The 24,127-nt window shown below is 56.9% G+C and carries 17 protein-coding genes; 8 read left to right on the top strand and 9 right to left on the bottom strand.

The annotated features are described in order from the left end of the window. Nucleotides 1–34 precede the first annotated feature (34 nt). Entirely contained in the window at nucleotides 35–2,254 is a 2,220-nt protein-coding gene (locus QCD69_RS09945) for a zinc/cadmium/mercury/lead-transporting ATPase (protein ID WP_301251878.1), read from the top strand. Between the two features lie 40 nt (nucleotides 2,255–2,294). Here QCD69_RS09945 and tusA read toward each other — a convergent pair whose 3' ends face one another. Continuing rightward, nucleotides 2,295–2,540: a sulfurtransferase TusA gene (gene tusA / locus QCD69_RS09950; protein WP_301251879.1), complete on the bottom strand. Its 246-nt coding sequence runs from the start codon at nucleotides 2,538–2,540 to the stop codon at nucleotides 2,295–2,297. 195 nt (nucleotides 2,541–2,735) lie between these two features. On the opposite strand from tusA, the gene QCD69_RS09955 reads away from it, so the two are divergent. Both QCD69_RS09955 and QCD69_RS09960 read left to right on the top strand, forming a co-directional pair. Next, nucleotides 2,736–3,401, top strand: a complete 666-nt coding sequence (locus tag QCD69_RS09955) for a 7-cyano-7-deazaguanine/7-aminomethyl-7-deazaguanine transporter (RefSeq protein ID WP_253457463.1) — start codon at nucleotides 2,736–2,738, stop codon at nucleotides 3,399–3,401. 133 nt (nucleotides 3,402–3,534) lie between these two features. Beyond that, nucleotides 3,535–4,092 (top strand): DcrB family lipoprotein, encoded by a 558-nt coding sequence (locus QCD69_RS09960; protein WP_125289947.1) that lies wholly within the window; start codon nucleotides 3,535–3,537, stop codon nucleotides 4,090–4,092. 203 nt (nucleotides 4,093–4,295) lie between these two features. Here QCD69_RS09960 and iolE read toward each other — a convergent pair whose 3' ends face one another. From iolE to iolD, 4 genes are all read right to left on the bottom strand, one after another. Next, nucleotides 4,296–5,192 (bottom strand): myo-inosose-2 dehydratase, encoded by an 897-nt coding sequence (gene iolE, locus QCD69_RS09965; RefSeq protein WP_301251880.1) that lies wholly within the window; start codon nucleotides 5,190–5,192, stop codon nucleotides 4,296–4,298. Between the two features lie 88 nt (nucleotides 5,193–5,280). Next, a complete protein-coding gene (locus tag QCD69_RS09970; RefSeq protein WP_301251882.1) occupies nucleotides 5,281–6,162 on the bottom strand; it encodes a sugar phosphate isomerase/epimerase family protein in 882 nt (293 codons plus the stop codon). A gap of 60 nt (nucleotides 6,163–6,222) precedes the next feature. Continuing rightward, entirely contained in the window at nucleotides 6,223–7,236 is a 1,014-nt protein-coding gene (locus tag QCD69_RS09975) for a Gfo/Idh/MocA family protein (protein WP_253457454.1), read from the bottom strand. A gap of 79 nt (nucleotides 7,237–7,315) precedes the next feature. Beyond that, nucleotides 7,316–9,256 (bottom strand): 3D-(3,5/4)-trihydroxycyclohexane-1,2-dione acylhydrolase (decyclizing), encoded by a 1,941-nt coding sequence (gene iolD / locus QCD69_RS09980; RefSeq protein WP_253457452.1) that lies wholly within the window; start codon nucleotides 9,254–9,256, stop codon nucleotides 7,316–7,318. A 528-nt stretch (nucleotides 9,257–9,784) separates the two neighbouring features. On the opposite strand from iolD, the gene QCD69_RS09985 reads away from it, so the two are divergent. Both QCD69_RS09985 and QCD69_RS09990 read left to right on the top strand, forming a co-directional pair. Beyond that, entirely contained in the window at nucleotides 9,785–11,704 is a 1,920-nt protein-coding gene (locus tag QCD69_RS09985; RefSeq protein ID WP_253457449.1) for a bifunctional 5-dehydro-2-deoxygluconokinase/5-dehydro-2-deoxyphosphogluconate aldolase, read from the top strand. 265 nt (nucleotides 11,705–11,969) lie between these two features. Beyond that, nucleotides 11,970–12,809: a MurR/RpiR family transcriptional regulator gene (locus QCD69_RS09990; RefSeq protein ID WP_253457446.1), complete on the top strand. Its 840-nt coding sequence runs from the start codon at nucleotides 11,970–11,972 to the stop codon at nucleotides 12,807–12,809. Between the two features lie 225 nt (nucleotides 12,810–13,034). Here QCD69_RS09990 and fdhF read toward each other — a convergent pair whose 3' ends face one another. From fdhF to QCD69_RS10005, 3 genes are read right to left on the bottom strand one after another with little or no spacing between them, the layout of a single operon-like run. Next, nucleotides 13,035–15,185: a formate dehydrogenase subunit alpha gene (gene fdhF / locus QCD69_RS09995; protein WP_301251884.1), complete on the bottom strand. Its 2,151-nt coding sequence runs from the start codon at nucleotides 15,183–15,185 to the stop codon at nucleotides 13,035–13,037. Then, on the bottom strand, nucleotides 15,178–15,705 hold the full coding sequence (locus QCD69_RS10000; protein WP_253457440.1) for a 4Fe-4S dicluster domain-containing protein: 528 nt from the start codon (nucleotides 15,703–15,705) through the stop codon (nucleotides 15,178–15,180). Before QCD69_RS10000 ends, fdhF begins: the two co-directional genes overlap by 8 nt. Beyond that, nucleotides 15,702–17,645 (bottom strand): FAD-dependent oxidoreductase, encoded by a 1,944-nt coding sequence (locus QCD69_RS10005; RefSeq protein ID WP_301251886.1) that lies wholly within the window; start codon nucleotides 17,643–17,645, stop codon nucleotides 15,702–15,704. Before QCD69_RS10005 ends, QCD69_RS10000 begins: the two co-directional genes overlap by 4 nt. 364 nt (nucleotides 17,646–18,009) lie before the next feature. Between QCD69_RS10005 and QCD69_RS10010 the strand changes: the two genes are divergently transcribed. The 3 genes from QCD69_RS10010 to QCD69_RS10020 are packed head-to-tail and all read left to right on the top strand — an operon-like array spanning nucleotide 18,010 to nucleotide 22,275. Further along, on the top strand, nucleotides 18,010–21,228 hold the full coding sequence (locus QCD69_RS10010; protein WP_301251887.1) for a molybdopterin cofactor-binding domain-containing protein: 3,219 nt from the start codon (nucleotides 18,010–18,012) through the stop codon (nucleotides 21,226–21,228). A gap of 11 nt (nucleotides 21,229–21,239) precedes the next feature. Next, on the top strand, nucleotides 21,240–21,701 hold the full coding sequence (locus QCD69_RS10015) for a (2Fe-2S)-binding protein (RefSeq protein ID WP_301251888.1): 462 nt from the start codon (nucleotides 21,240–21,242) through the stop codon (nucleotides 21,699–21,701). A gap of 7 nt (nucleotides 21,702–21,708) precedes the next feature. Beyond that, nucleotides 21,709–22,275 carry a nucleotidyltransferase family protein gene (locus tag QCD69_RS10020; protein WP_301251889.1) on the top strand — a complete coding sequence of 189 codons (567 nt, stop codon included), beginning with the start codon at nucleotides 21,709–21,711 and terminating at the stop codon, nucleotides 22,273–22,275. Nucleotides 22,276–22,278: 3 nt separating this feature from the next. Here QCD69_RS10020 and QCD69_RS10025 read toward each other — a convergent pair whose 3' ends face one another. Continuing rightward, nucleotides 22,279–24,057, bottom strand: a complete 1,779-nt coding sequence (locus QCD69_RS10025; protein WP_253457425.1) for a sigma 54-interacting transcriptional regulator — start codon at nucleotides 24,055–24,057, stop codon at nucleotides 22,279–22,281. Nucleotides 24,058–24,127: the final 70 nt, after the last annotated feature.

Genomic DNA, 24,127 nt, shown 5'->3' on the forward strand with positions numbered 1-24,127 from the left:
GGGAAGCAGCCCGTCAGGCTTATCAGGAGGCGTCATGCAACAACACCCATCTTTTCCCTGCCCTTGCGGGCAGCGACACGCGGCCGGACAGCAAGGTTGCAGCAGGCCGCGTCCCGAACTGGGGAAAATCACCTCTTTTCACGTCCAGCGCGCCACCGCCAGCGATCCGCTGCCTGAGAAAGAAGAAAGCATCGGCGCGGACTACAGCTGGCAAATCGGCGGCATGGACTGTCCGGGCTGCGCCAGGAAAATCGAAAACGCCGTAGGCCAGCTGCAAGGCGTCACTCAGGCTCGCGTCCTGTTCGCTACAGAAAAGCTGGTGGTAAGCGCCGATAAAGATGTGCAGCAGCAGGTTGAGCAGGCGGTTGCCAGAGCCGGGTTTACCCTGCGCTCTGCCACGCAGCCAGCGGCAAAGTCAGCCGGGTTCTGGCGGGAAAACGGCATGCTGCTGCTCGGCGGGCTTCTGCTCGCCAGCTGGCTGCTACAGACGATCGATCCGCAGGCCGGGAAAGTCGCGTTTATCGTCACCACGCTGGCGGGCTGCTGGCCCGTTGCCCGTACCGCCCTGCGCCTGATGCGCAGCGGGACGCCTTTTGCCATTGAAACGTTAATGACCGTAGCCACGCTTGGCGCGCTTTTTATCGGTGCGACCGCAGAGGCGGCCATGGTGCTGCTGCTGTTTATGCTTGGGGAACGTCTGGAGGCTTTTGCAGCAGGGCGCGCGCGCCGTGGCGTAACGGCGCTGATGGCGTTAAAACCCGAGCAGGCGTTGCGCATCCGGAACGAGGTGCGTGAAACCGTGGCCGTGAGCGCGCTACGGCCTGGCGATCTTATTGAGGTTGCCGCAGGCGGGCGCCTGCCTGCCGACGCCAGCCTGGTCACATCCTTCGCCAGCTTTGATGAAAGCGCGCTGACTGGCGAATCCATGCCGGTAGAGCGGCAGGCAGGCGAAGCCGTGGCGGCAGGCAGCCTGAGCGTCGATAGCCTGGTGAGGCTGAAAGTCACGTCAAAACCTGGCCAGAGCGCTATCGACCGTATCCTGCATTTAATTGAAGAAGCAGACGCTAACCGCGCGCCGGTCGAACGTTTTCTCGATCGGTTCAGCCGCATTTACACGCCGCTGGTGATGGCTGTCGCGCTGCTGGTGGCAACCGTGCCGCCGCTGTTCTTTGCCGGCGACTGGCCGTCATGGATTTATAAAGGGCTGACTTTGCTGCTGATCGGCTGCCCCTGCGCGCTGGTGATCTCTACGCCAGCGGCGATCACCTCCGGCCTGGCCGCTGCGGCCCGCCATGGCGTACTGATTAAGGGCGGCGCGGCGCTGGAAAGCTTCAACGGCGTGCGCACGCTGGCGTTCGACAAAACCGGCACGCTGACCGAAGGCAAACCCCGTATTGAGAGCATTCAGGCCTTTGCTGCCCTCAGCGAAGCGGAACTGCTGACTAAAGCCGCTGCCGTTGAGCAGGGTTCTTCTCATCCGCTGGCCAGGGCGATTGTGCGGCTGGCAGAGCAGCGCCAGCTTGTTATACCTGCCGCTACGGCGCAGCGGGCGGTGGCAGGAAGCGGTATAGAAGCAACAGTGAGCGGTCACAAACTTTTAATCTGCGCGCCCGCTGGACTAAGGCTGACAGCAGAACAGCTGAAGATTGTGGCGGAGCTGGAGTCGGCGGGAAATACGGTGGTCATTATCGTACAGGATGCTATGCCGATCGGACTTATCGCACTGCGCGATACGCTACGTGCGGACGCTGTTGCCGCGCTGAGCGAACTTCATGCTTTAAACATAGAAACGGTCATGCTGACCGGCGACAACCCGCGCGCGGCGGCCGCTATCGCCAACGAGCTTGCCATCAGCTATCGCGCGGGCCTGCTGCCTGCGGACAAAGTAGCGGCCATTCATGAGCTAAACCAACGGCGCGCCGTAGCGATGGTCGGCGACGGCATCAACGATGCGCCTGCGATGAAAGCGGCAACGGTGGGCATTGCGATGGGCGGCGGCAGCGACGTCGCGCTGGAAACCGCCGACGCGGCGCTGACGCATAACCGGCTGGCGGGCCTGGCGACGATGATCCGCCTGGCACGCGCCACCCATGCCAATATCCGGCAGAATATTGCGCTGGCGCTCGGGCTGAAGGGGGTATTTCTGGTCACCACGCTGCTGGGCATTACCGGGCTGTGGCTGGCCGTGCTGGCGGACTCCGGCGCCACCGCGTTGGTCACGGCGAACGCGCTACGATTGCTGAGTAAGCGCTAACTTTACAACCTGCCCGTGGTGATACGGGCAGGACGCGGCGCTACAACCCCTTTTTTAACAGATAGCGATAGGGTAATTTCTCGGTTGCCTGTGCCAGCAGCGTATGTTCCATAAAGCGGCAGAAACCGGGGATATCGCGCGTGGTGGCCGGATCGTCGGCGATAACCAGCAGCGTTTCGCCCTCCTGCATATGGCGTACGGCTTTACGCACCATCATCACCGGCTCAGGACAGCGCAGGCCCAAAGCATCCAGGGTTTGGTCGGGATTTGCGAACGGTTCGCTCATAACATTCTCAATCAGACAGGAAATGCCCCTATTTTACCCCCGACGTCGGTATGTGCAAGCCAGGCTCTGAACGACAACGTTTGCGCTAAAATTAACCATTGCATTAGCAGGCTGATTCGGTAAGATGCCGCGCAATCGCTCAGGCGAGACAATTTTTTGGGTTCCCTCACCCCATAGTTAAAAAAGGCTACATCGATGATCTCTTTCTCTTCTCGTCAGCGTACACATGCGCTGATCTGGCTATCGCTGTTCCATCTGCTGGTTATTACCTCCAGTAATTATCTGGTGCAGCTGCCCATTTCGATTTTTGGTTTCCATACCACCTGGGGCGCGTTCAGCTTTCCCTTTATCTTTCTGGCTACCGATTTAACGGTACGAATTTTCGGCGCGCCGCTGGCCCGACGAATTATTCTTGCGGTGATGATCCCGGCGCTGTTTATCTCCTATAGCATTTCTGCGCTGTTCTATCAGGGCGAATGGCAGGGACTGGGCGCGTTGGCAAGCGTTAACCTGTTTGTCGCTCGTATCGCCTGCGCCAGCTTTATGGCCTATGCGCTGGGACAAATCCTCGACGTGCACGTTTTTAACCGCTTGCGCAAGCTGCCGCAATGGTGGGTAGCCCCCGCCTCCGCTATGTTCCTGGGCAATATCAGCGACACGCTGGCGTTCTTTTTTATCGCTTTCTACAAAAGCCCCGATCCGTTTATGGCACAGAACTGGGTGGAAATTGCGCTGGTGGACTACAGCTTTAAGGTGCTTATCTGCATGATTTTCTTCCTGCCGGCCTATGGCGTGCTGTTAAACGCCACGCTGAAGCGGATAACGGAAAAATCCTCTGGCGCTCAGGTCAACTTCGGCTAGTCTGTCACTCTGTGGCGTCGCGCCCGGCCATGCATTTTGGCGGGCAGCGCGCCACGGCAGGTTGCTTTTAGCCGCTGATTACTATTGTATAAGTTGCTGAACAGCGCGAACGACTAACGTAAAAGGGATCACGATGCGTAACTTACTGAAATATGCCGGTATCGGTTTACTGGTGGTCGGACTGGCCGCCTGCGACGGCAAAGATGATAAAGCCGCCGCCGATGATAACGGCGTCAGCAGCAGCCAAAGCAGCCAGACCGTTACCCTGATGGACGGCAAGCTCAGCTTCTCGCTGCCGGCAGGCATGTCCGATCAAAGTGGAAAAATGGGCACGCAGGCCAATAATATGCACGTGTACGCCGATGCCAGCGGCCAGAAAGCGATTATCGTGATTGCGGGCGACGCCACGAATGAAAGCCTGGACGTGCTGGCGAAGCGCCTGGAAGATCAGCAGCGTAACCGCGATGCGCAGCTGCAGGTAGTGACCAATAAATCTGTCGAGCTGAAAGGCCAGCCAGCACAGCAGCTGGATTCGGTGATTTCGGCCAAGGGCCAGTCTTCCTGGTCGTCAGTGCTGCTGGCGAAAGTTGACGGCAAACTGCTGACCCTGCAGATTACGCTGCCTGCGGACAATCAGCAGCAGTCGCAGACCGAAGCAGAGAATATTATCAACACGGTAGTGCTGAAATAATTTCCCTTTAAAAAAATAGCGCCCGGCGGAAATATCGGGCGCTATTTTTATTTACGCGGCGGTTTTGCAACAGCCTTTTCCCGACCGCGCCGTTTACTAAGTCCTGTTGCCGTTGTGATGGGAAACGCATGCCTGACCATCACTTTCCCGGCTTACTCCTTACTGGCTAACATTTCCCTGTGGGCAATGCCTGACAGATCGGCTTACAGACCTGCGTGTTCGCGAATATATTTTCGGGCCTTAACGGCATATTCGAACGGATTCGCCAGCGCCGGATCCTGCTCCGCCTCCACCACCATCCAGCCTTTGTAACCCGACTCGTCCAGGATTTTAAACACCGGATCAAAATCAATCACGCCATCGCCGGGAACGGTAAAGGTACCTTTTTTTACGCCGTCCAGGAAAGAGAGCCGCTGGCTTCTGACCTGTGCCACCACCTCATCACGCACGTCCTTCAGATGTACGTGATTGATTCGCGGCAGATATTTTTCCAGAATGGCCAGCATTTGCGCCTGGCTGCCTTCCGAGTAGTAGGCATGGCCGGTATCGAACAGCAGATAAACGTTGTCCTGAGTCAACGACATAAATTTGTCGATCTCTGCCGCGGTCTGAATGGCCGTCCCCATATGATGGTGCAAACAAACCTGCATGCCTTTTTCCGCCGCCAGCGCGGCCAGCTCGTTATAGCCCTTCGCCGTCAGCCGCCACTCCTCCTCGGTAAAATGCGGCTTCTCTTCCAGCACCGCCAGCGTGGTGCCCTGAATGCTTTTGCTCTGCTCGGAGCAGCCGATCACTTTAGCGCCCATCGCGTGAAGAAAGTCGCGATGGTTGATAAATTCATCAATGGTTTTTGCCCTGTCGCCATTGGCGAAAAAGGTGCTGAACCAGGCGTTGCAGATTTGAATACCGCGAATGTTCAGCATCGGTTTCAGCACCGCCGGATCGCGCGGATATTTACTGCCGACCTCACTGCCGGTGAAGCCAGCCAGCGCCATTTCGCTGACGATTTGCTGGAAAGTGTTTTCTGCACCCAGCTCAGGCATATCGTCATTGGTCCAGCCAATCGGGGCTATCGCCAGCTTTACGTTCTCTTTGTTCATGGTGGTGCCTCAGCGGTCTGTCATTAAGATGGCGCGGCGCGCCTGCCTGGGCTTTCCGCGCGTAGGATCGGCCTGTTGCGCCTGAAGGTTAGCGAAGCAGTTCGCGCTCGATCAGCTCACGGGTTTCCACGGCCTGATATTTCATTTTTTCCGGATAGCCAAACAGCGAGGCGGCAACTATCGACTCGCCGCCGACTTTATAAGTGCGGTTGGCAAAATCCATCTCGCGCAGGGTTTTAAACAGCGTATCGAAATCCACTTCGCCTTCGCCCACGCCCACGTGCTGATGGATGGTGGCATCCACGCCTGGCGGATTGACGATATAGCGGCAGTGTTTGGTGTGGTTCATGGTATCGGCGATGAGCACGTGTGAAAGGTCGCCGCCCGCATATTCCAGCATGCTTTTTACGTCGCCTTTGCCTTTGTCGTAGAAGAAGGTATGCGGCACGCTATAAAGATATTTGACGTTTTCGCTGCGGAACGACTTCACCAGATCGGCAGTTTCGTTGTTTTCTTCGCAGAAATCCCACGGGTGTGACTGAATTTCAATACGAATACCTTCCCGCTCGACGATGGGCAGCAGCTCCTCCATGGAGCGGTAAAACATCTCTTCGCAGATCTCCGGTTCGTTCGGCGTGCCGGAAAGCTCGGTATTGATAACCTGCACGCCAGTTTCCACCGCGATTTCAATCATACGCTTCCAGTTGCGCACGGCCGCCTGGCGACGTGCCTCATCCGGGCCTGACCAACGGTAGACCACGATATAGGAAGAGATTTCCAGCCCGGTTTCACGCAGCGCGTTTTTGTATTCGGTGATGATTTCCCGGCTGGCCCTGGGATGTTTGTAGAACGGATTAATCTGCGGATGCGGCGACTGCTCAATATATTTGTAGCCCCACTCCGCCACCTGGTGAACCATTTTGGTGATGCCCAAATCTTTAATGACGTCTACATCAAAGGCGATTTTCATCGGTTTCTCCCTGCTAATCATTTGACAACCCCTCTGCCTGCGCAGAGGAGTCGGTCGGCATTATTTGTTGTAAAACGCCGGACGCGGCGGCAGCTCAACGCTTTCAATCGCCCCGCTTTCCTGCGCCTTCAGGCAGGCATCTGCCGCTACGGAAGCCGCATAGCCATCCCATGCGGAAGGGCCGTGCAGTTGGCCAGCCGTGACGTCATTGATAAACGCCTGTAGCTCAACGTCATAGGCATCGATAAAGCGATCCTTCCAGTCGGTCAGAATGGAAGTGGAGAGCTTCGCCTCTTTACGCAGCTGGACAGAGGCTGGCTCCGGCAGTCTGGCGATCCCGGTTTCGCCCACGACCTCACACTGAATGTCGTAGCCATAGGCGCAGTTAACGAAGATTTCGACGTCGATGCGCACGCCTTTTTGCGTTTCAAACAGCACGATTTGCGGATCGCGCAGCTTCGCATGCGTATTTTTGGTATCACGCGGGAAAACCACCTGAACCGTTTTATAGTCGTCCTCGGTCAGCCAGCGCAGCACGTCCAGCTCGTGGATCAGCGTGCTGGTGATCGCCATATCGGTGGTATAGCTTTCTGGTACGCTTGGGTTGCGATGGGCGCAGTGCAGCATCAGCGGCTCGCCGATATCGCCGTTGGTGATAACCTGCTTTAACGCGCGATAGCCGGTATCGTAAGGACGCATAAAGCCCACCTGCACCAGACGCTTGCCGTGGGCAATTTCAGCCTCCACCACGCGGCGGCAGCCTTCAGCCGTCAGCGCCAGCGGCTTTTCGCAAAATACCGGTTTGCCCGCCGCGATGGCCGCGAGCGTAAATTCTTCATGCGTGGGATCCCAGGAGGTGACGATTAGCGCGTCAACGTCAGAGGAGCGAATAACATCGTGGCCGTTGGCATAGACTTCCGCCTCCAGACCCAGACGGCTAACCACGCCTTTAGCGCCTTCGATATTAATATCGGAGACGGCCACCACTTTCGCGCCCTGCAACACTTTGCTGCAGCGACGAATATGTTCCTGACCGATTGCGCCGGTGCCGATTACGCCAAGTTTCAGTGTCATAACTACTCCGTTCGAATGTAGGGTATAGGGGAGTCTTCCGGACGGGAAAACCCGTCCGGTTCAGGCCACAGAGAATGAATTAGTATTTACGTGCCTGGTCGAGATGCTCGTTCAGCATGTGGGCCACGGCGTTAATGCGTTCGGACTGCGATACCTGCGCGCCGCCCACGTGCCACCAGCTGAAATATTTGTGCACCATGGTTTTTGGCAGCACTTTAATGTCAATCAGCGTGGATACCGGCGACTGACGCGCTTCTTCCAACGCCTGCTTCAGCTGCGCCAGCGTGGTGACGCGCCATGTTTTACAGCCGTAGCCAGCGGCGATGGCGGCGAAATCTACCGGGATCAGGCCGCCATCCAGCTTGCCGCCTTCGGCATTGCGGAAGCGGAACTCGGTGGTAAAGCTGTCCATGCCGTGTTCCATTTGCAGGTTGTTGATGCAGCCGTTAGTCATGTTGTCGAACAGCACCACGTTGATTTTGGCGTTCTCCTGGAGAGAGGTCACCAGCTCGGAGTGCAGCATCATAAAGGAGCCGTCGCCGACCAGCGTGTAGACCTCGCGGTGCGGCTCGGCCAGCTTGACCCCGAGCGAAGCGTTGACCTCGTAGCCCATACAGGAATAGCCGTACTCAACGTGATAGCCGTTGTAATCCTTATTGCGCCACACGCGTTGCAGATCGCCCGGCAGGCTACCGGCCGCGGCGACGATCACCGCATCCTTTGGGAGATTTTCATTTAGCGTACCCAGCACGCTGCTTTGCGTCAGGAACGAATCGGTCAGCCGGTTGAATTCGGCAAAAACGGCCTCGCGATCCAGACGATCGTCAATCTCCGGCACAAAACCCTCGTTGCTGTAAACCGCCTGATAAACGCGCTGCGTTTCCTTCAATAATTTGCTCTGTGCCTGAGCAATTTTCTCTCCCCAGCCGCTGGTGAAGCCCTGAGCGGCCAGCCGGTTATCCAGTGCGGTAAGCGCCTCGCGCGCATCGGCCACCACCTGTACGCCGTCCAGCTTCCAGGCATCAAAGCTGCTGACGTTAACGTTGAGATAGCTGACGTCCGGGTTCTGGAAGATCCATTTTGAAGCGGTGGTGAAATCGGTGTAACGCGTGCCGACGCCAATCACCAGATCGGCCTCCTTCGCCAGCAGGTTGGCCGCCAGGCAGCCGGTTTCACCCACGCCGCCGACGTTCAGCGGATGATCGGAAAGGATCGTGCCCTTACCGGCCTGCGTTTCCGCAAACGGGATTTGATGACGCTCGGCAAACTGGCGGAGCGCCTCGCCCGCTTCGGAATATTTCACGCCGCCGCCGCAGACAATCAGCGGCTTGCGTTTGCCGGCGATCAGCTTCAGCGCGGCCGCCAGCTGGGCTTCGGTCGGCAGACGGCGATCGAGCAGGTGCACGCGCTTCTGGAAGAAATAGTCGGGATAATCCCAGGCTTCGCCCTGCACGTCCTGCGGCAGCGAAAGGGTAACGGCGCCGGTTTCTGCCGGATCGGTCAGCACGCGCATGGCGTTGATGCAGGCGGTCATCAGCTGTTCCGGGCGGTTTATCCGATCCCAGTATTTGCTGACCGCGCGAAACGCATCGTTGGTGCTGATGCTAAGATCGTGACTCTGTTCAATCTGTTGCAGCACCGGATCGGGCTGGCGGGTAGCAAACACATCGCCAGGCAGCAGCAGTAAAGGAATACGGTTAGCGGAAGCGGTGCCCGCAGCGGTGATCATATTGGCCGCGCCAGGCCCCACGGAAGAGGTGCAGGCGATGATCTCCCGCCGCAGCTTCTGCTTGGCGTAGCCGATAGCAGCGTGCGCCATGCCCTGTTCGTTACGCCCCTGACGCACGATCAGATCGCCGCTGTCCTGCTCCAGCGCCTGCCCCAGCCCCAGCACGTTGCCGTGGCCGAAAATAGCAAAAATGCCCTTCACAAACTTGGTTTCGACGCCATCTACCGACAGATACTGATTGTCGAGAAATCTGACTAAAGCCTGTGCCGTGGTTAATCTGATCTTGCCCATTTGCTCTTCCTTACGGTACGGCGACAGACCGTCGGTCTGCCGCGTTTCGCCCGAGTAATCGCCACTGCGGTAATGGCCGAAAATGAAACGTGAGGCGATTATAAACAAATATTTTTTTCACTAAACCACATTACAGAAGAAACATTTCATTTTGCGAGTGAGATCAAATTATGCCCTGCAACGCACATCGCCGGAATGCCTGGCCCGGCAGCAGCAGCATGGCCTGATGCCAGCAACAAAAATGCGGATTATTTCTTTATATATCAAATAAATAATTAATATAAATACACATTTTTTAACCTGTCTGTTGCCTGGCTGAAACCATGAAAAGAGTGCCGTGACAGCGCCATATCGCCGCAAAATGCGAGAGTTTTAGCCACTTCACATTTTTGGGGTATAAATTTCATTCTTGGTTGAAGTTGAAATATTTATTCCCCATACTGATTTTCACTTCATATCCGGACGCCGCTATGCGTTCAGGAGGATGCGCTGACACAGCGCGGCTGGCCTATCACAGAAGGAAACAGAATGAGTACACAACAGAAGCGGCTTGATGTGATCTGTATCGGGCGCATTGCCGTTGACCTCTATGGTCAGCAGATTGGTGCCCGGCTGGAAGATATGAGCACATTTTCCAAATATCTGGGCGGGTCGTCCGGCAATGTCGCTTACGGTACGGCCATTCAGGGGCTGAAATCCGGTATGTTGGCCCGCGTGGGCGATGAGCATATGGGCCGCTTTCTGCGGGAAGAGCTGCAGCGCGTAGGTGCGGATACCGAATGCCTGATCACGGATAAAACCCGCCTGACAGGCCTGGTGATCCTCGGGATCAAAGATCAGGATACTTTCCCGCTGGTGTTCTATCGGGATAACTGCGCTGATATGGGCCTGACGCCTGAAGATATTCAGGAAGATTACATCGCCTCTTCCCGCGCCGTGGCGGTGACCGGCACGCATCTGTCTCATCCTGATACCCGCGCTGCCGTGCTGAAGGCGTTGGACATCGCTCGTCGCCACGGTCTGCGCACCGCGCTGGACATTGATTATCGTCCGGTTCTGTGGGGGCTGACCTCGCTCGGTGACGGTGAAACCCGCTTTATCGAATCCAGCCACGTGACGCAGCAGCTGCAGGAAGTGCTGCATTATTTCGATCTGGTGGTCGGCACCGAAGAGGAGTTTCATATCGCCGGCGGCAGTACCGATACGCTGACCGCGTTGAAAAACGTCCGTCAGGCAACTAAAGCGACGCTGGTTTGCAAACGAGGAGCGCTGGGCTGCGTGGTGCTGGAGGGCGAAATCCCGACAAGCTGGGAGCAGACGAAACTGCAAAGCGGCGTGCGCGTGGAAGTGTTGAACGTGCTGGGCGCGGGCGATGCTTTTATGTCCGGCCTGCTGCGCGGCTGGCTGAACGATGAGAGCTGGGAACAGGCGTGCCGCTACGCCAACGCCTGCGGCGCGCTGGTGGTTTCGCGTCACGGCTGCGCGCCGGCGATGCCGACCAAAGCCGAGCTGGATGACTTCCTGAGCCGCGATAAAGAAGTTAAGCGGCCCGACCTGGACAGCCGCCTGAATCACCTGCATCGCGTTACCACGCGTAAACAGCAGTGGCCGGAGCTGTGCGTGTTCGCTTTTGACCATCGTAAACAGCTGGTAGATATGGCGAACGAGGCGGGCGTGGACACGACCCGCCTGCCGGAGCTGAAAACGCTATTGCTGCGCGCGGCGCAGGAAGCCGCCACGGAAGCCGGGCTGGATCGCCGTAGCGGCATTCTGGCCGATACCACCTTCGGGCAATCCACGCTGAATGCGATTACCGGCAAAGGCTGGTGGATCGGTCGTCCGATTGAGATGCCAGGCTCAAGGCCGCTGCGTCTGGAGCATGGCAATATCGGTTCGCAGCTGGTGGACTGGCCGCAGGAGCATGTGGTGAAGTGCCTGGTTTTCTATCATCCGCACGACAGCGCCGAGCTGCGTAAAGAGCAGGACGAGCTCATCCTTGACGTCTGGCAAGGCTGTAATAAGACCGGCCATGAACTGCTGCTGGAAGTGATCCTGCCGGAAAATAATCCGGATAAACAAGAGTCTTACTATCTGGAGATGCTGAGCCACTTCTATTCGCTGGGCATCCAGCCGGACTGGTGGAAACTGCCGCCGCTGAGCCTGGAAAGCTGGCAGGCCATCAGCGGGCTGATTGAGCAGCAGGATCCCTGGTGTCGCGGCATTTTGATCCTGGGACTGGATGCGCCGGAAGAGAAGCTGAAGGCGGGATTCGCCGCGGCGGCGCAGGCTCCCTGGGTAAAAGGTTTTGCGGTAGGCCGCACTATTTTTGGCCAGCCTTCACGCCAGTGGCTGCAAGGTGAACTTAATGACGAAGCCCTGATCGCTGAGGTAAAAGGGAATTATCTGCGTCTGATCGACTACTGGCGGGAAGTCCGTCCTGCAACCTGACCTTCCGTGCCTGTGCCGCCCGCCAGCTTCATTTTCCGTCCGCTGGCGGTGCGGTTAATTTCACCTGTTTTGTAACTTCCTCCCGGTTTACGTTTTTAAAAAAGGCGAACGTCGGCAAAGCCGCAGCGATCGTGTTTTTTTCTGTGATGGAATTCATATAGCGATGAAATAGAACCGCTGAATTTCGTTAGCAAGTGAAATTTTTTGTTCATCTGATAGAATAACCGCCAGAAGAATATGACTAAAATTTAGCGAGCCTGAGTCAATGACTATTACCCCAACACAGCTTTCCCTGTTACAGGACGATATTCGTCGTCGCTACGATACCCTGAGTAAGCGCCTTAAACAGGTGGCTCGCTATATCCTCGACAACAGCAACAGTATCGCTTTTGACACCGTAGCCTCGATCGCCCAGCAGGCCGACGTGCCGCCTTCTACGCTAATTCGCTTCTCCAACGCATTTGGCTTCAGCGGCTTTAACGAAATGAAGCAGGTGTTTCGTCAGCATCTGATGGAAGAAACCGTTAACTATACCGAGCGCGCGCGTTTGTTCCGCCAGACCTCGACGGATGAAACGGCCACGCCGCCGGAAAACCCGGCTGAAATTCTCAACGTCTTTACCATGGTCAATTCCCAGGCTTTGCAGCAGCTGGCGATGCAGACCAACCCGGAACAGCTGAATAAAGCCGTAGAGCTGCTGGCGCAGGCGGAAAATATCTATGTGATTGGCCTGCGTCGTTCGTTCAGCGTCGCTTCCTATCTGACCTATGCGCTGCGCCATCTGGAACGTCGCGCTTTTTTAATCGACGGCCTGGGCGGGATGTTTACCGAGCAGCTCAGCATGGTGAACCCTAAAGACGTGGTGATCGCTATCAGCTATTCGCCCTATGCGCGTGAAGCCGTCGAGCTGGTTGAGCTGGGTGCTAAACGCGGCGCGCAGCAGATTGCCATTACCGACAGCCAGGTCAGCCCGCTGGCCGCCTTCAGCGACGTCTGCTTTGTGGTGCGTGAAGCCCAGGTTGACGGCTTCCGTTCACAGGTTGCTTCGCTGTGCCTTGCGCAGACGCTGGCCGTTTCTCTGGCGCTGCACAACGTCAAGGACTGATCGGCCGCCTGATGGCGTTAGTGTAAAACCAGGCAGCGGCTGCCCGGGAGTTTAAAGCCGCTGACCCGAGGGTCATAAACCGCCAGGCCTGAAGGTTAGACACAGCCAGACCCGAAGGTCGCAAACCGCCAGACCTGAAGGTTAGAAATAGCCAGTTTTGCGAGTTAAAAGCCGCGGATCCGAGGTTGTAAACCGCCAGAACCGAGGGTTGCAAACCGCCAGGCCTTACGTCAGCGGCGCCGCCGCTTTCGCCAGGCGATCCTTCATTTGTCGATAGCGCTCCGTAACCTGCTGTTCCGCCCACTGCGCATCGGCGATTTTCTCTACCCTGACAGCGCAGTGTTTAAACTCCGGCGTTTTCGCTACCGGATCGACATGATCGAGGGTCAGCTCATTACAGGCACCTATCCACCACTGATAGGTCATATAGACCGCACCCTGATTTGTTCTGTTGCTGACTTCAGCTCTGCTAAGCACCCTGCCGCGCCGCGAAGCTACCCATACCAGCTCGCCGTTATGAATATTCAGCGCACGCGCGTCCGCCGTATTCATCTGGATCCTGCCGGGTTCATCGGCCTGAGCCGCCAGGGCGTGGCAGTTGCCGGTCATCGAGCGGCAGCTGTAGTGGCCCACTTCACGCACCGTACAGAGCACCAGCGGCCAGGCTTCATCGGTTGCTTCGGCGGGCGGCTGCCAGTCGCAGGCAAACAGCAGCCCTTTACCGGAAGGACGCGAAAAGCGGTTTCCTTCATAGAGGTAAGGCGTGCCGGGATGTGCTTCATCAGGACAGGGCCACTGCACGTAGCCGAACCCGGCCATTTTCTCCCAGGTGGCGCCGGTGTACAGCGGGCAAAGCGCGCGCAATTCATCCCAGATCGCTTTATTGTTTTCGTAGCGCATGGGATACCCCATCGCCTGCGCCACGCGGCAGATAATTTCCCAGTCCGGCAGGACGTCGCCCTGCGGCTCTACAGCTTTTTCAAAGCGCTGGAACCCTCGATCGGCACTGGTATAAACGCCCTCATGCTCGCCCCAGCTGGTGGCGGGCAACAGGACATCCGCCAGCTCTGCCGTTTTGGTCATAAAAATATCCTGCACCACGATCAGATCCAGCTTTGCCATCGCCTGACGCATCAGGGCGAGATCCGGTTCGGTTTGCAGCGGATCTTCGCCCATAATCCAGTAGGCACGCAGCTTGCCCTCCAGCGCTAAATGGGGAACATCGGTAATGGCGTATCCGGGTTTATCACTGAGCGAGTCAACGCCCCAGGCGGCGGCAAATTTTTCGCGTACCGCCTTATCCGTTACGGGCTGATAGCCGGGGAAAACATCTGGCAGAGCGCCCATATCGCAGGCACCCTGCACGTTATTTTGCCCTCTGACCGGCCCCACGCCGACGCCCGGCCGTCCGAAATTGCCGGTAGCCAGCGCCAGGCTGGCCAATCCTTTCACCACATCCACGCCCTGCCCCCACTGGGTCACGCCCATTCCCCATAAAATAGTGGCGTTGCGGGCGCTGGCATAAAGGCGAGCAGCCTGGCGAATAAGCTCCGGCTTGAGTCCTGTGATGGCTTCCACCGCTTCCGGCGAATAGCGCTGGACGCCTTCCCGCCACGCTTCCAGCCCTTCCGTATGCTTATCGATATAGCTTTTGTCCCACAGTTTTTCAGCGATCAGCACGTGAGCAAGCGCGTTCACCAGCGCCATATTGCTGCCGTTTTTTAGCGGTAGCCACAGATCGGCCAGCCGGGCGCTTTCGATATAGCGCGGATCGCAGACGATAATTTTGGCCCCTTTCTCTTTGGCATGCAGAATGCGTCTGGCCACGATCGGATGAGAATCCGCAGCGTTATAACCAAAGATAAGCAGGCAATCGCTTTCTTCAATATCCTTCATGCCGTTGCTCATCGCCCCATTGCCCAGCGTCGCCCGCAGGCCGGCGACGGAAGGGCCGTGGCACACCCTGGCGCAGCAGTCGATGTTATTGCTTCCCAATACGGCGCGCGCAAACTTCTGCATAACATAGTTGGTTTCGTTTCCCGACCCGCGTGAAGATCCGGTAACCATAATGCTTTCAGGCCCTGAACGAGCGCGAATTTTTTGCAGCCGCCTGCTGACAAAATCGATAGCTTCCTGCCAGCTGACTTTTTCAAAAGGCCCGCCTCGTTTACGACGAATGGCAGGATGCTGCAAGCGCGGCGTCAGCAGGCGGGTATTATTCAAAAACTCCCAGCCGAAGTAGCCCTTCAGGCAAAGCTTTCCCTCATTGGTTACGCCGGGCGCGCCTTCCGCGCCAACGACTTTCCCGTCTGCAATCTGCAACGCAATTTTGCAGCCGCAGCCGCAGTAGGGACAAACAACAATCGCTTTATCCATGTGTCTCCACCTCCTGTAAATAAGGGCCGTTCAGCTGGCTTTCTGCTGCGGCTCGCTGCTGCTTTTGCTGCTGTCGCTGTGTCAGTCCGGCGGCGGTCATCAAAGTCAACGCGCCGGTTGGGCACACGTGGATGCAGGCAGGCCCGTCGGATTGACCCGCGCAAAGATCGCATTTCACTATCAGCGGCTTTTCTTCAGGCTTGCTGACGATTTCAATGGCGCCAAACGGGCAGGCGATAACGCAGCTTTTGCAGTCAATACAGCGGTGACGGCGGGTTGCTATCATACCCAGCTCGCCCTTATACAGCGCCGCAACAGGGCACGCAGAGACGCAGGGCGCGTTATTACACTGATGGCACATAACGGGTACGCTAACCTGCGACGATTTAATAACCTTCAGGCGAGGGAAATAGCGCTGCGCAGCCAGTAACGGCGTGCCCGTATGCGCCACGGCGCAGGCAACCTCACAGGTATGGCAGCCGATACATTTTTCAGGCTGGGCGACGATAAACTGGCTCATAAGGCCCGCTCCTTTCTTTCTGCGCGGGTCATTTCCGCGCTCTGTTCAAACATCGCCAGCATCTCGCGCGCGCTGCGACGCCCTTCCGCCATAGCCGTTACCACCAAATCGGCACCGTGCACGGCGTCCCCGGCGGCAAACACTTTTGGATGATGCGTTTGCGTTGTGCGGCCCGCCTGGCCTGTTTTAATCAGCCCCCAACGATCGAAACGAATCGCCTGTCCCGCCAGCCAGGGCATCTCGTGCGCCTGAAAGCCAAAGGCCAGGATCAGCGCGTCGGCAGCCAGCACGAATTCAGATCCTTTGACCGGCTGCGGTCGTCGACGCCCGTCGCTGCCTGGCTCACCGGCAACGGTGCGGATCATCCCTATGCCGCTCAGGCGACCGCCCTTATCCAGCTCGATATATTGCGGCAGCAGGTTAAACATAAATTCCACGCCTTCTTCGCGCGCGTTGGCGACCTCTTTTTTAGAGCCAGGCATACTCTCTTCATCGCGTCGATAGGCGCAAATTACCTGTTTCGCCTGCTGCCGGATGGCGGTACGCACGCAGTCCATCGCCGTATCGCCACCGCCCAGTACTACGACTTTTTTTCCCTTCAGCGAGACATAAGGCTGCTGTTCATCCTCTGCCAGCCCCATGACCCGTCGCGTATTAGCGGTCAGATAGGGCAGCGCCTGAATAACGCCGGGCGCATCCTCATGCTCAAGGCCCGCCTGCATCAATTTATAGGTGCCCACGCCCAAAAAGACGGCGTCGTAATCCGCCAGCAGACGAGAGAAAGGAAGGTCGCGGCCAATTTCGCAGCTAAGGTGAAACTTAATTCCCATTTCGCTGAAAATAGCGCGGCGGGTTGCCATCAGCTGTTTATCCAGCTTGAAAGAGGGGATCCCAAAGGTCAGCATCCCGCCGATTTCGGGATGGCGATCGTAGACATCTACCTGAACGCCGCTGCGCGCAAGGATATCGGCACAGCCCAGCCCGGCAGGCCCGGCGCCCACCACCGCTACCTTTTCATGCCGGGCCTCAATCGCTGGCGGCGTCGGGCGCCAGCCCTGCCTGAACGCTTCATCAGTGATGTAACGTTCGAGGTTACCTATCGAAACCGCGCCCGACCGACCGCTGAGCGTACATGCGCCTTCGCAGAGCCGATCCTGTGGACAGACGCGCCCGCAAATTTCCGGCAGGCTGCTGGTCTGGTGCGACAGCTCTGCCGCATCGATAATTCGCCCCTCCTGCACCAGGCGGATAAAATCGGGGATGGCGTTGTGCAGCGGGCAGGCCCAGCCGCACCACGCTTTTTGCGCGCAATAAAGGCAGCGCTCGGCCTCATAGCCCGCCTGCGACGGCGAGAGGCCCTGATAAATCTCGCAGAAATGCCTGGCGCGCTCCGTGGGTTTAAGCTTGCGGGCGCCAATGCGCGGCAGCTTATCCAACGCCTTTGCGGCGCGTCCGGCTACTGGCCGCAGCGCTTTATCGTCAGCGGTGGCGTACTGACGGTATTGCCGAAGCCGCGTCAATGTATTTTCATCCATCACCTGTAGCGCCTGGGTCGGGCAGGAAGCCACGCAAGCGGGCTTGCCCTGCTCGGTTTGCTCGCAGAGATCGCACTTACTCATCACGTCTTCAGAAGCAGCCGGTTCAATCGCACCAAACGGGCAGGCCAGCAGACAATTTTTGCAGCCTATGCACTTTTCCTCATGCAGCCGCACGCTGTTGTATTGAAAAACAAGCGCCTGAGTTGGGCAACTGGCGACGCAGGGCGCTTTGTTGCACTGACGACAGGTAACGGGGCCGCAGCCTTTGACAAGATGAATGCGCGGCCGAAACTGCCCACGATGGGCTGGCCATTCGCCATCGCCGTGCGCTAGTGCGCAGGCCACTTCACAAACATGACAATCGATACACTCGCTGGGATTAACAGTGACAAACCGGTTCATTTTTACTCCTTTTTATGCCGCACAGATCCCTTTCGTCGGGTTATGCAAAAAAAGGGCACATTTGCGGAAAAAAGCCATTCAGAACTGATTTTTGTGAGGCATTACGCAGTTGCTGACGAGAACGTCGGTTTGACAGAGGGATGTCGCCGCTATGGCAGATGTAGACAGGAGAATTACCGTCTCATTTTGAGAAAAAAACCTCAAAGTGAAACGACTCCAGCGACACACGCGCGAGCAGCGGACTTGTTTTAAATCAGTTTCTTCGAGATGCCTCTCAGCCCTGTCGCTTGTCGCGGACATCTTCACACTCTGGCATATCACTTGCTTAGGGCTGTCCCGGGAAGCATCTGGAGGGCCAAAATCCGTGAAAACTCTTTTAGTGGGCAATGAAGTACCGCGCGTCGACGGCAAGGCGAAAGTCAGAGGCGCAGCCGTATATGGTGACGATATTGTGCTGAAAAACATGCTTTATGGCGTGTGTCGCTACGCTGATATCGCCGCAGGCCAAATCGCCTCGCTGGATATCTCGGAAGCGGAAAAACTACCTGGCGTGGTGAAAATCGCCACCTGGAAGGACATCCCAGGCCAGCGCTGTATCGGCGTGGTTATCCCGGACTATCCGCCTATCGTTGAGAGCGAAATTGCTTTTCGGGGGGACGTCATTGCCGTGATCGCGGCGGAAAGTTATGAAATAGCCTGCCAGGCCGCCGATAAAATCCGCGTAGCCTATACGCCCTGGACACCGATAACATCGGTGAGAGAAGCCATCAGGCCGGGGGCACGGCCCATCCACAGTGACAAAGAAAATAATATTATTAATCATCACCATACGATTAAGGGCGATATTGAGGCGGGCTTTGCGGCCTCCAGCTATATCTTTGAGCGCGATTTTGAGGTCGGCTTTCAGGAGCACGCCTATATTGAGCCAGAGTCGATCACCGTTGGCTACGACGATAATGAACAGATCGTCACGATTTATGGGTCAATACAAAACGCGCATCGCGTGCGCGGCATGGTGGCGAAATATCTGGATCTGCCGCAGTCGAAGGTTAACGTGAAGCGCTCCGTACTGGGCGGATCTTTCGGCGGCAAAGACGATATTATCGATCATCTTGCCTGCCGCGCGGCGCTGCTGGCCGTGCTGACTTCGCGCCCGGTAAAAATGACCTATAACCGCGAACAGTCAATGCGGGAAAGCTATAAACGCCATCCTTATCAGATGCATTACAAAATCGGTCTGGACGATCGGGCGCGTATCCAGGCAATAAAAATAGATATCCTTGCGGATGGCGGCAGCTATGCCGGGCAAACGCCTTTTGTCACCTGGCGTAGCTCCGTACAGGCTGCCGGGCCTTATAATATTCCCAACGTGCGCGTCGATATTACCGGCGTCTACACCAACAATAATTATACCTCCGCCTATCGCGGCTTTGGCGCGCCGCAGGTTATTTTTGCCAACGAATCGCTGATGGACGAGGTCGCGGAAAAAATGGGGCTGTCGCCCGTCGAGCTGCGCCTGAGAAACGTACTGCGCCAGAACGACACCAGCATGGCTGGGCAGGTTCTCAGCGAGCATCAGGTCTCCGCGCAGGAAGTCCTGCAAAAGGCTATCGACAAAACCGAGTTTTTGGCGAAGCGGGAGCACTATCGGCAGCTCAATCAGCTGGGCGGGCCGATTAAATATGGCATTGGGCTGGCGCTCAGTCATCGGGGCTGTTCGCTGGGCGCCGAGGGGCTGGATGCCTCTTCCGCGCTGATACAGATCAATGCCGACGGCAGCCTGAATCTTTCCACTTCCGTGTCTGAAAACGGCCAGGGATTGCAGACCACCATGTCGCTTATTGCAGCGGAAGCGTTTGGTCTGGATCTGACACAGATTCATTTCACCGATCCGCCGACCGCCATGATTGCTGATGGGGGATCTACTGTCGCGTCGCGCGGCACGCTAATGGGCGGACAGGCGGTGCTTAGCGCGGCGAATACCATCAAGCGACGCATGGCTAAAGCGCTGGCGCAAACGCTGGATGTAACCGATCCCGACGATCTGGTATGGGAAAACGGCACCGTATTTCACCGGCGACAACCCTCTAAGCGACTGCCGTTCCGGCAGGTCGTTGACGTGACCAAAGCTGCCGGTGCCAATCTTTCGGCTTACGGCTGGCACGTCGCGCCGGCTATCCACTGGGACGAAGAAAAAGGAAGCGGCAGCCCCTACTTTACCTGGGTTTACGGCTGTCAGGTCGCCGATATCGCACTGGATACCCGCACCGGAAAAATTACGTTCAACAACGCCACGGCCGTGCATGACGTCGGCAAAGTGATCAACAAAGTCGGCTTTGAAGGGCAGGTCTACGGCGGTCTGGTTCAGGGCATGATCGGCTACGCCATGCTGGAAGAGTTCAATACAGAGCAAGGCGAGGTTAAGTCTGAGAACTTTGATACCTATCTGCTGCCCACGATTAAAGACGTGCCGAATATCGACATCGTCGCGGTAGAAAACCATGACAAGGCTGGCCCCTATGGCGCCAAAGTTATTGGCGAACCCGTGCTGGAGCTTGGCGGCGCAGCGCTAAATAACGCCGTGAGCTTCGCGCTTGGACGTCGCAACTATACGCTGCCGCTGACGCTGGAGCAGGTTCGCCTGGGCTACGCGTTGAAAAAACCGGTCCGCCAGAGCGAGCTGCAGGCTGAATCGGGCGGTAAAAAACAGGTTTTACGGCTGAACACGCTACAAATTTACCGGCCGGACACGCTGGATGACGCGCTACGGGCGCTGGCCGACGGCCAGGCCAGGCCGATTGCAGGCGGAACGGATGTGCTGGTACAGGCGCGGCTTAGTACGGTGCCGCTGCCGCTGGTGGATATTTCAGGTTTGAAAGAACTACAGCGTATCGCCCTCTGCGATGAGGGCGTGACCATTGGGGCTGGCGTTTGCTTTAGTGATTTGACGGCTGACCAGCGGCTTCAGGAGTACTATCCGCTATTAATTACCGCCTGCAACACCATTGGTTCACTACAGCTCCGTAATCGGGCGACGCTGGGTGGCAATATCGTTAATGCCGCGCCCTGCGCAGACTCCGTACCGCCGCTGATTATCTATGACGCTATCGTCGTGCTGCAGAGCCAGCAGGCGCAGCGCCGCATGCCGCTGTCGGACTTTATTACCGCAGGCTATCGTACCCGGCTACAGCCTGGCGAGTTGCTGACCGCGGTGATACTGCCCGCGCCCTATCGCGATCCTGGCCTTGAGCAACGCTATCTACAACTGGGTCGTCGCAATGCGCTGAACATTACCCGTCAGAGCTTTACCGGCCAGTTTACCTTCAATCATGCGGGGATGCTGGTTCGCTGTCGTCTGGTAGATGGCGCGCTGTTGAGTAAACCTCAACGCTTGATTGCGGTAGAGAAAGTTCTGACCGGACAGGCGTTGACGGTCGCACAGATAGAGGCGGGTGCCAGCGCGCTGGAAGCCCTGCTAATGGCGGCGATAGGCAACCGTTGGTCCGCCGCGTACAAGGTGCCGGTAGCGCTAGATATGCTGCGTCAAATGTTGCAGGAAGCCCGTGAAGCCGGGACAAAATAAGGAGCAAAAAAATGAACAGGATCGGGCTGACAGTAAACGGGGTTCAGGTTGAGAAAACGGTTGAGGATAATCGCCGCCTGCTTGATTTTTTACGGGAGGATTTACAGCTGACCGGCACCAAAGAGGGCTGCTCGGTAGGCGAGTGCGGCGCCTGTACGGTGATCATGAACGGTAAGGCTGTCTGTTCATGCCTGGTGCTGGCGGCGCAGTGCGATGGTGCGACGGTCAGCACTATTGAAGCACTACACCAGGATGAAACCGGTAGAAAACTACAGCAGGAATTTGTGCGCCACGGCGGCGTGCAGTGCGGCTTTTGCACGCCGGGCGTGCTGATGAGCACCAAAGCGCTGCTGGATAAAAACCCTCGCCCGAGTGACCAGCAGATTGCAGAAGCGCTGGAGGGAAATCTTTGCCGCTGTACCGGTTACAAGCCAATTATTAAATCAATTAGGGCGGTGCTGAAGACGGAGTAAAGCCATTATGAAGGAATGTATTATGCTGGCGGCCGGACGCTCATCGCGTATGGGATGTTGGAAAATGCTGCTGCCATGGCAGGATACGACGGTGCTGGACATGGCCATCCGCAATGCGCTGGCGTTCTGCGACAGAGTTATCCTGGTTACAGGCTATCGTGCTGAAGAGCTTCATCAGCGTTACGCCCATTGGCCTGCCGTGGATCTTTGCCACAACGCCGGTTACCAGGCAGGGATGTTCTCTTCGGTACGCTGCGGTGCCGCCGCGCTTTCCGGCGGGCGCTTTTTCGTTGTGCCCGGAGATATGCCCGCGATTGATCCGACCATCTATGCACAGCTGTGGCGGCATCAAAGTCTCTGCTGCCAACTGCCCTGCTACGCGGGCAAAAATGGGCATCCGGTGCTGCTGCCTGCCGGGATGGCGGCGCGAATAACCGCAGCGCCTGAACAAAGTACGCTGCGCAAGCTGATTCAGGAATATGGCTGCATCAGCGTACCGATCGACAGCCCAACCGTTCACTGGGATTTAGACACGCCCGCACAGTATCAGCAACGCCTTAGCAATGCCTGCTGAAGCTCAGGCCTGCAGGCCATATTTTTTTATTTTCCGATAAAGCGTCGCTACGCCAATGCCCAGCTCTTCCGCTATCTGCTTCTTATTGCGGGTGCGCTGCAGCGCTTCTTCTATCAGACTTTTTTCTACTGATTTCAGCTTTGCCCCTTCCTCTTCCTCGACCGGGCCGCAAACCGTTTTCGGCGGGTACGCCATCAACGGCACAGAACGAATTGTGGTATGGAACAGCGGAGGCAGTAAGGCGCCGTCTATTATCTCCCCTTCAGGAACGATATTGACCAGATACTCCACCAGATTGCTTAACTCGCGCACGTTGCCTGGCCACAGATAGCGTTGTAACAGCTCTATCGCTTCCCGGCTGATACCCGGATAGGCGCAGCCGATGCGCTGCGAGTGATGATTAAGAAAATAGTGCATCAAAAGTTCGATATCCCCTTCGCGATCGCGCAGCGGCGGCACCTCCAGCGGAATAACGTTCAGGCGATAGTAGAGATCCTCCCGGAACTTTCCCTCCTCAATAAATTGCCGCAGGTTTTGATGCGTAGCGGAAATAATTCGAATATCGACAGACACAGGGCGGCTTGCGCCAACGGGCAGCACCTCGCGGTTTTCTATCGCCCGCAGTAAACGAGCCTGCAGGCTCAGCGGCATATCGCCAATTTCATCCAGAAACAGCGTGCCGCCATTGGCTGACTGGATCAGCCCCGCCCGTCCGCCGGGCGCCGCGCCGGTAAAAGCGCCTTTTACATAGCCGAACAGCTCGCTTTCCAGCAGGTTTTCAGGAATGGCCGCACAGTTTATCGCCACAAACGGCCTGTCGTGCCTTTTGCTGAGCCTGTGGATAGCCCGCGCCACCACCTCTTTTCCGGTGCCGCTTTCCCCCAGTATCATCACGCTGGAAGGGCTGGAGGCGATGCGCATAATCAGCCGTTTCAGTTTGTGGATTGCTTTGGATTTTCCTACCAGCCGTTCAATGCCGGGCGGCTCGTTTTCAGTCAGCAAAGAAGCAGCCAGCGCGTCCTGATGAAAAGCCATTAAAAAGAGTTTTTGCTGACCGATATGATGTAGCTGCCCCGTCAACAGCATCTGCTGGTCGCCCATAATCACGCGGTGCTGGGCATGACCGTGAGCCGCTTTCCGCTGACGGCTGAGCGGCTCAATAGCCAGGGATCTTCCCGTTAAACTTTCGTGAGTGGCATCCAGCTGGCTGAGCGCACGATCGTTAACGGCTTTCACTTTACCGTCCCGATCCAGCAGGATCACCCCTTGATCCATACTGCCTAACAGCGTGTGCCAGACGGCATCGCTTTGCGTTTGCCGTGGCTGAGCGCTGGCGAGATTAGCCACCAGCAGTCGGGAAACGTGCCGCATATACTGCACAAACATATCCGCGTTATCGCTGAGTTTTCGGTGCTGCTCATTATTGACGGCAATAAGGCTGATGACGCCCAGACAACGGTGAGGGGCCAGGATAGGTACGCCGATAAAAGCTCGCTCTTTGCAAAACTGTCGGTGCTGACAGGCTTTACACAGGGGGTTGTACCGCGAGTCGACGACAACCATTTCCTTTTGCGTTTCGATGACGTTTCTGAGCAGATGGTTATTGCTTTCCGGACTATGTCCGAAGCGATAACTGTAAGGGCCGGTGCCGGCAATGCGAATGAGGTGGCGATCGACAACCTCCACTTCCATTTCCAGCACGTTAGCCAGCAGGCTGCTGAAATTCAGAATGGTCGGCTGTATGGCCATCAGACCAGAGGGTAACGATGGAGCTTCATCCATGACGTGCATCCTTTTGTTCACAATCCCTTCTCTCATCCTGGAGAGTCATGTGCTGAATCTCATTTTGAGA

The sequence above is a fragment of the Erwinia sp. PsM31 genome, from assembly GCF_030433775.1.
GTDB lineage: Bacteria > Pseudomonadota > Gammaproteobacteria > Enterobacterales > Enterobacteriaceae > Erwinia > Erwinia aeris.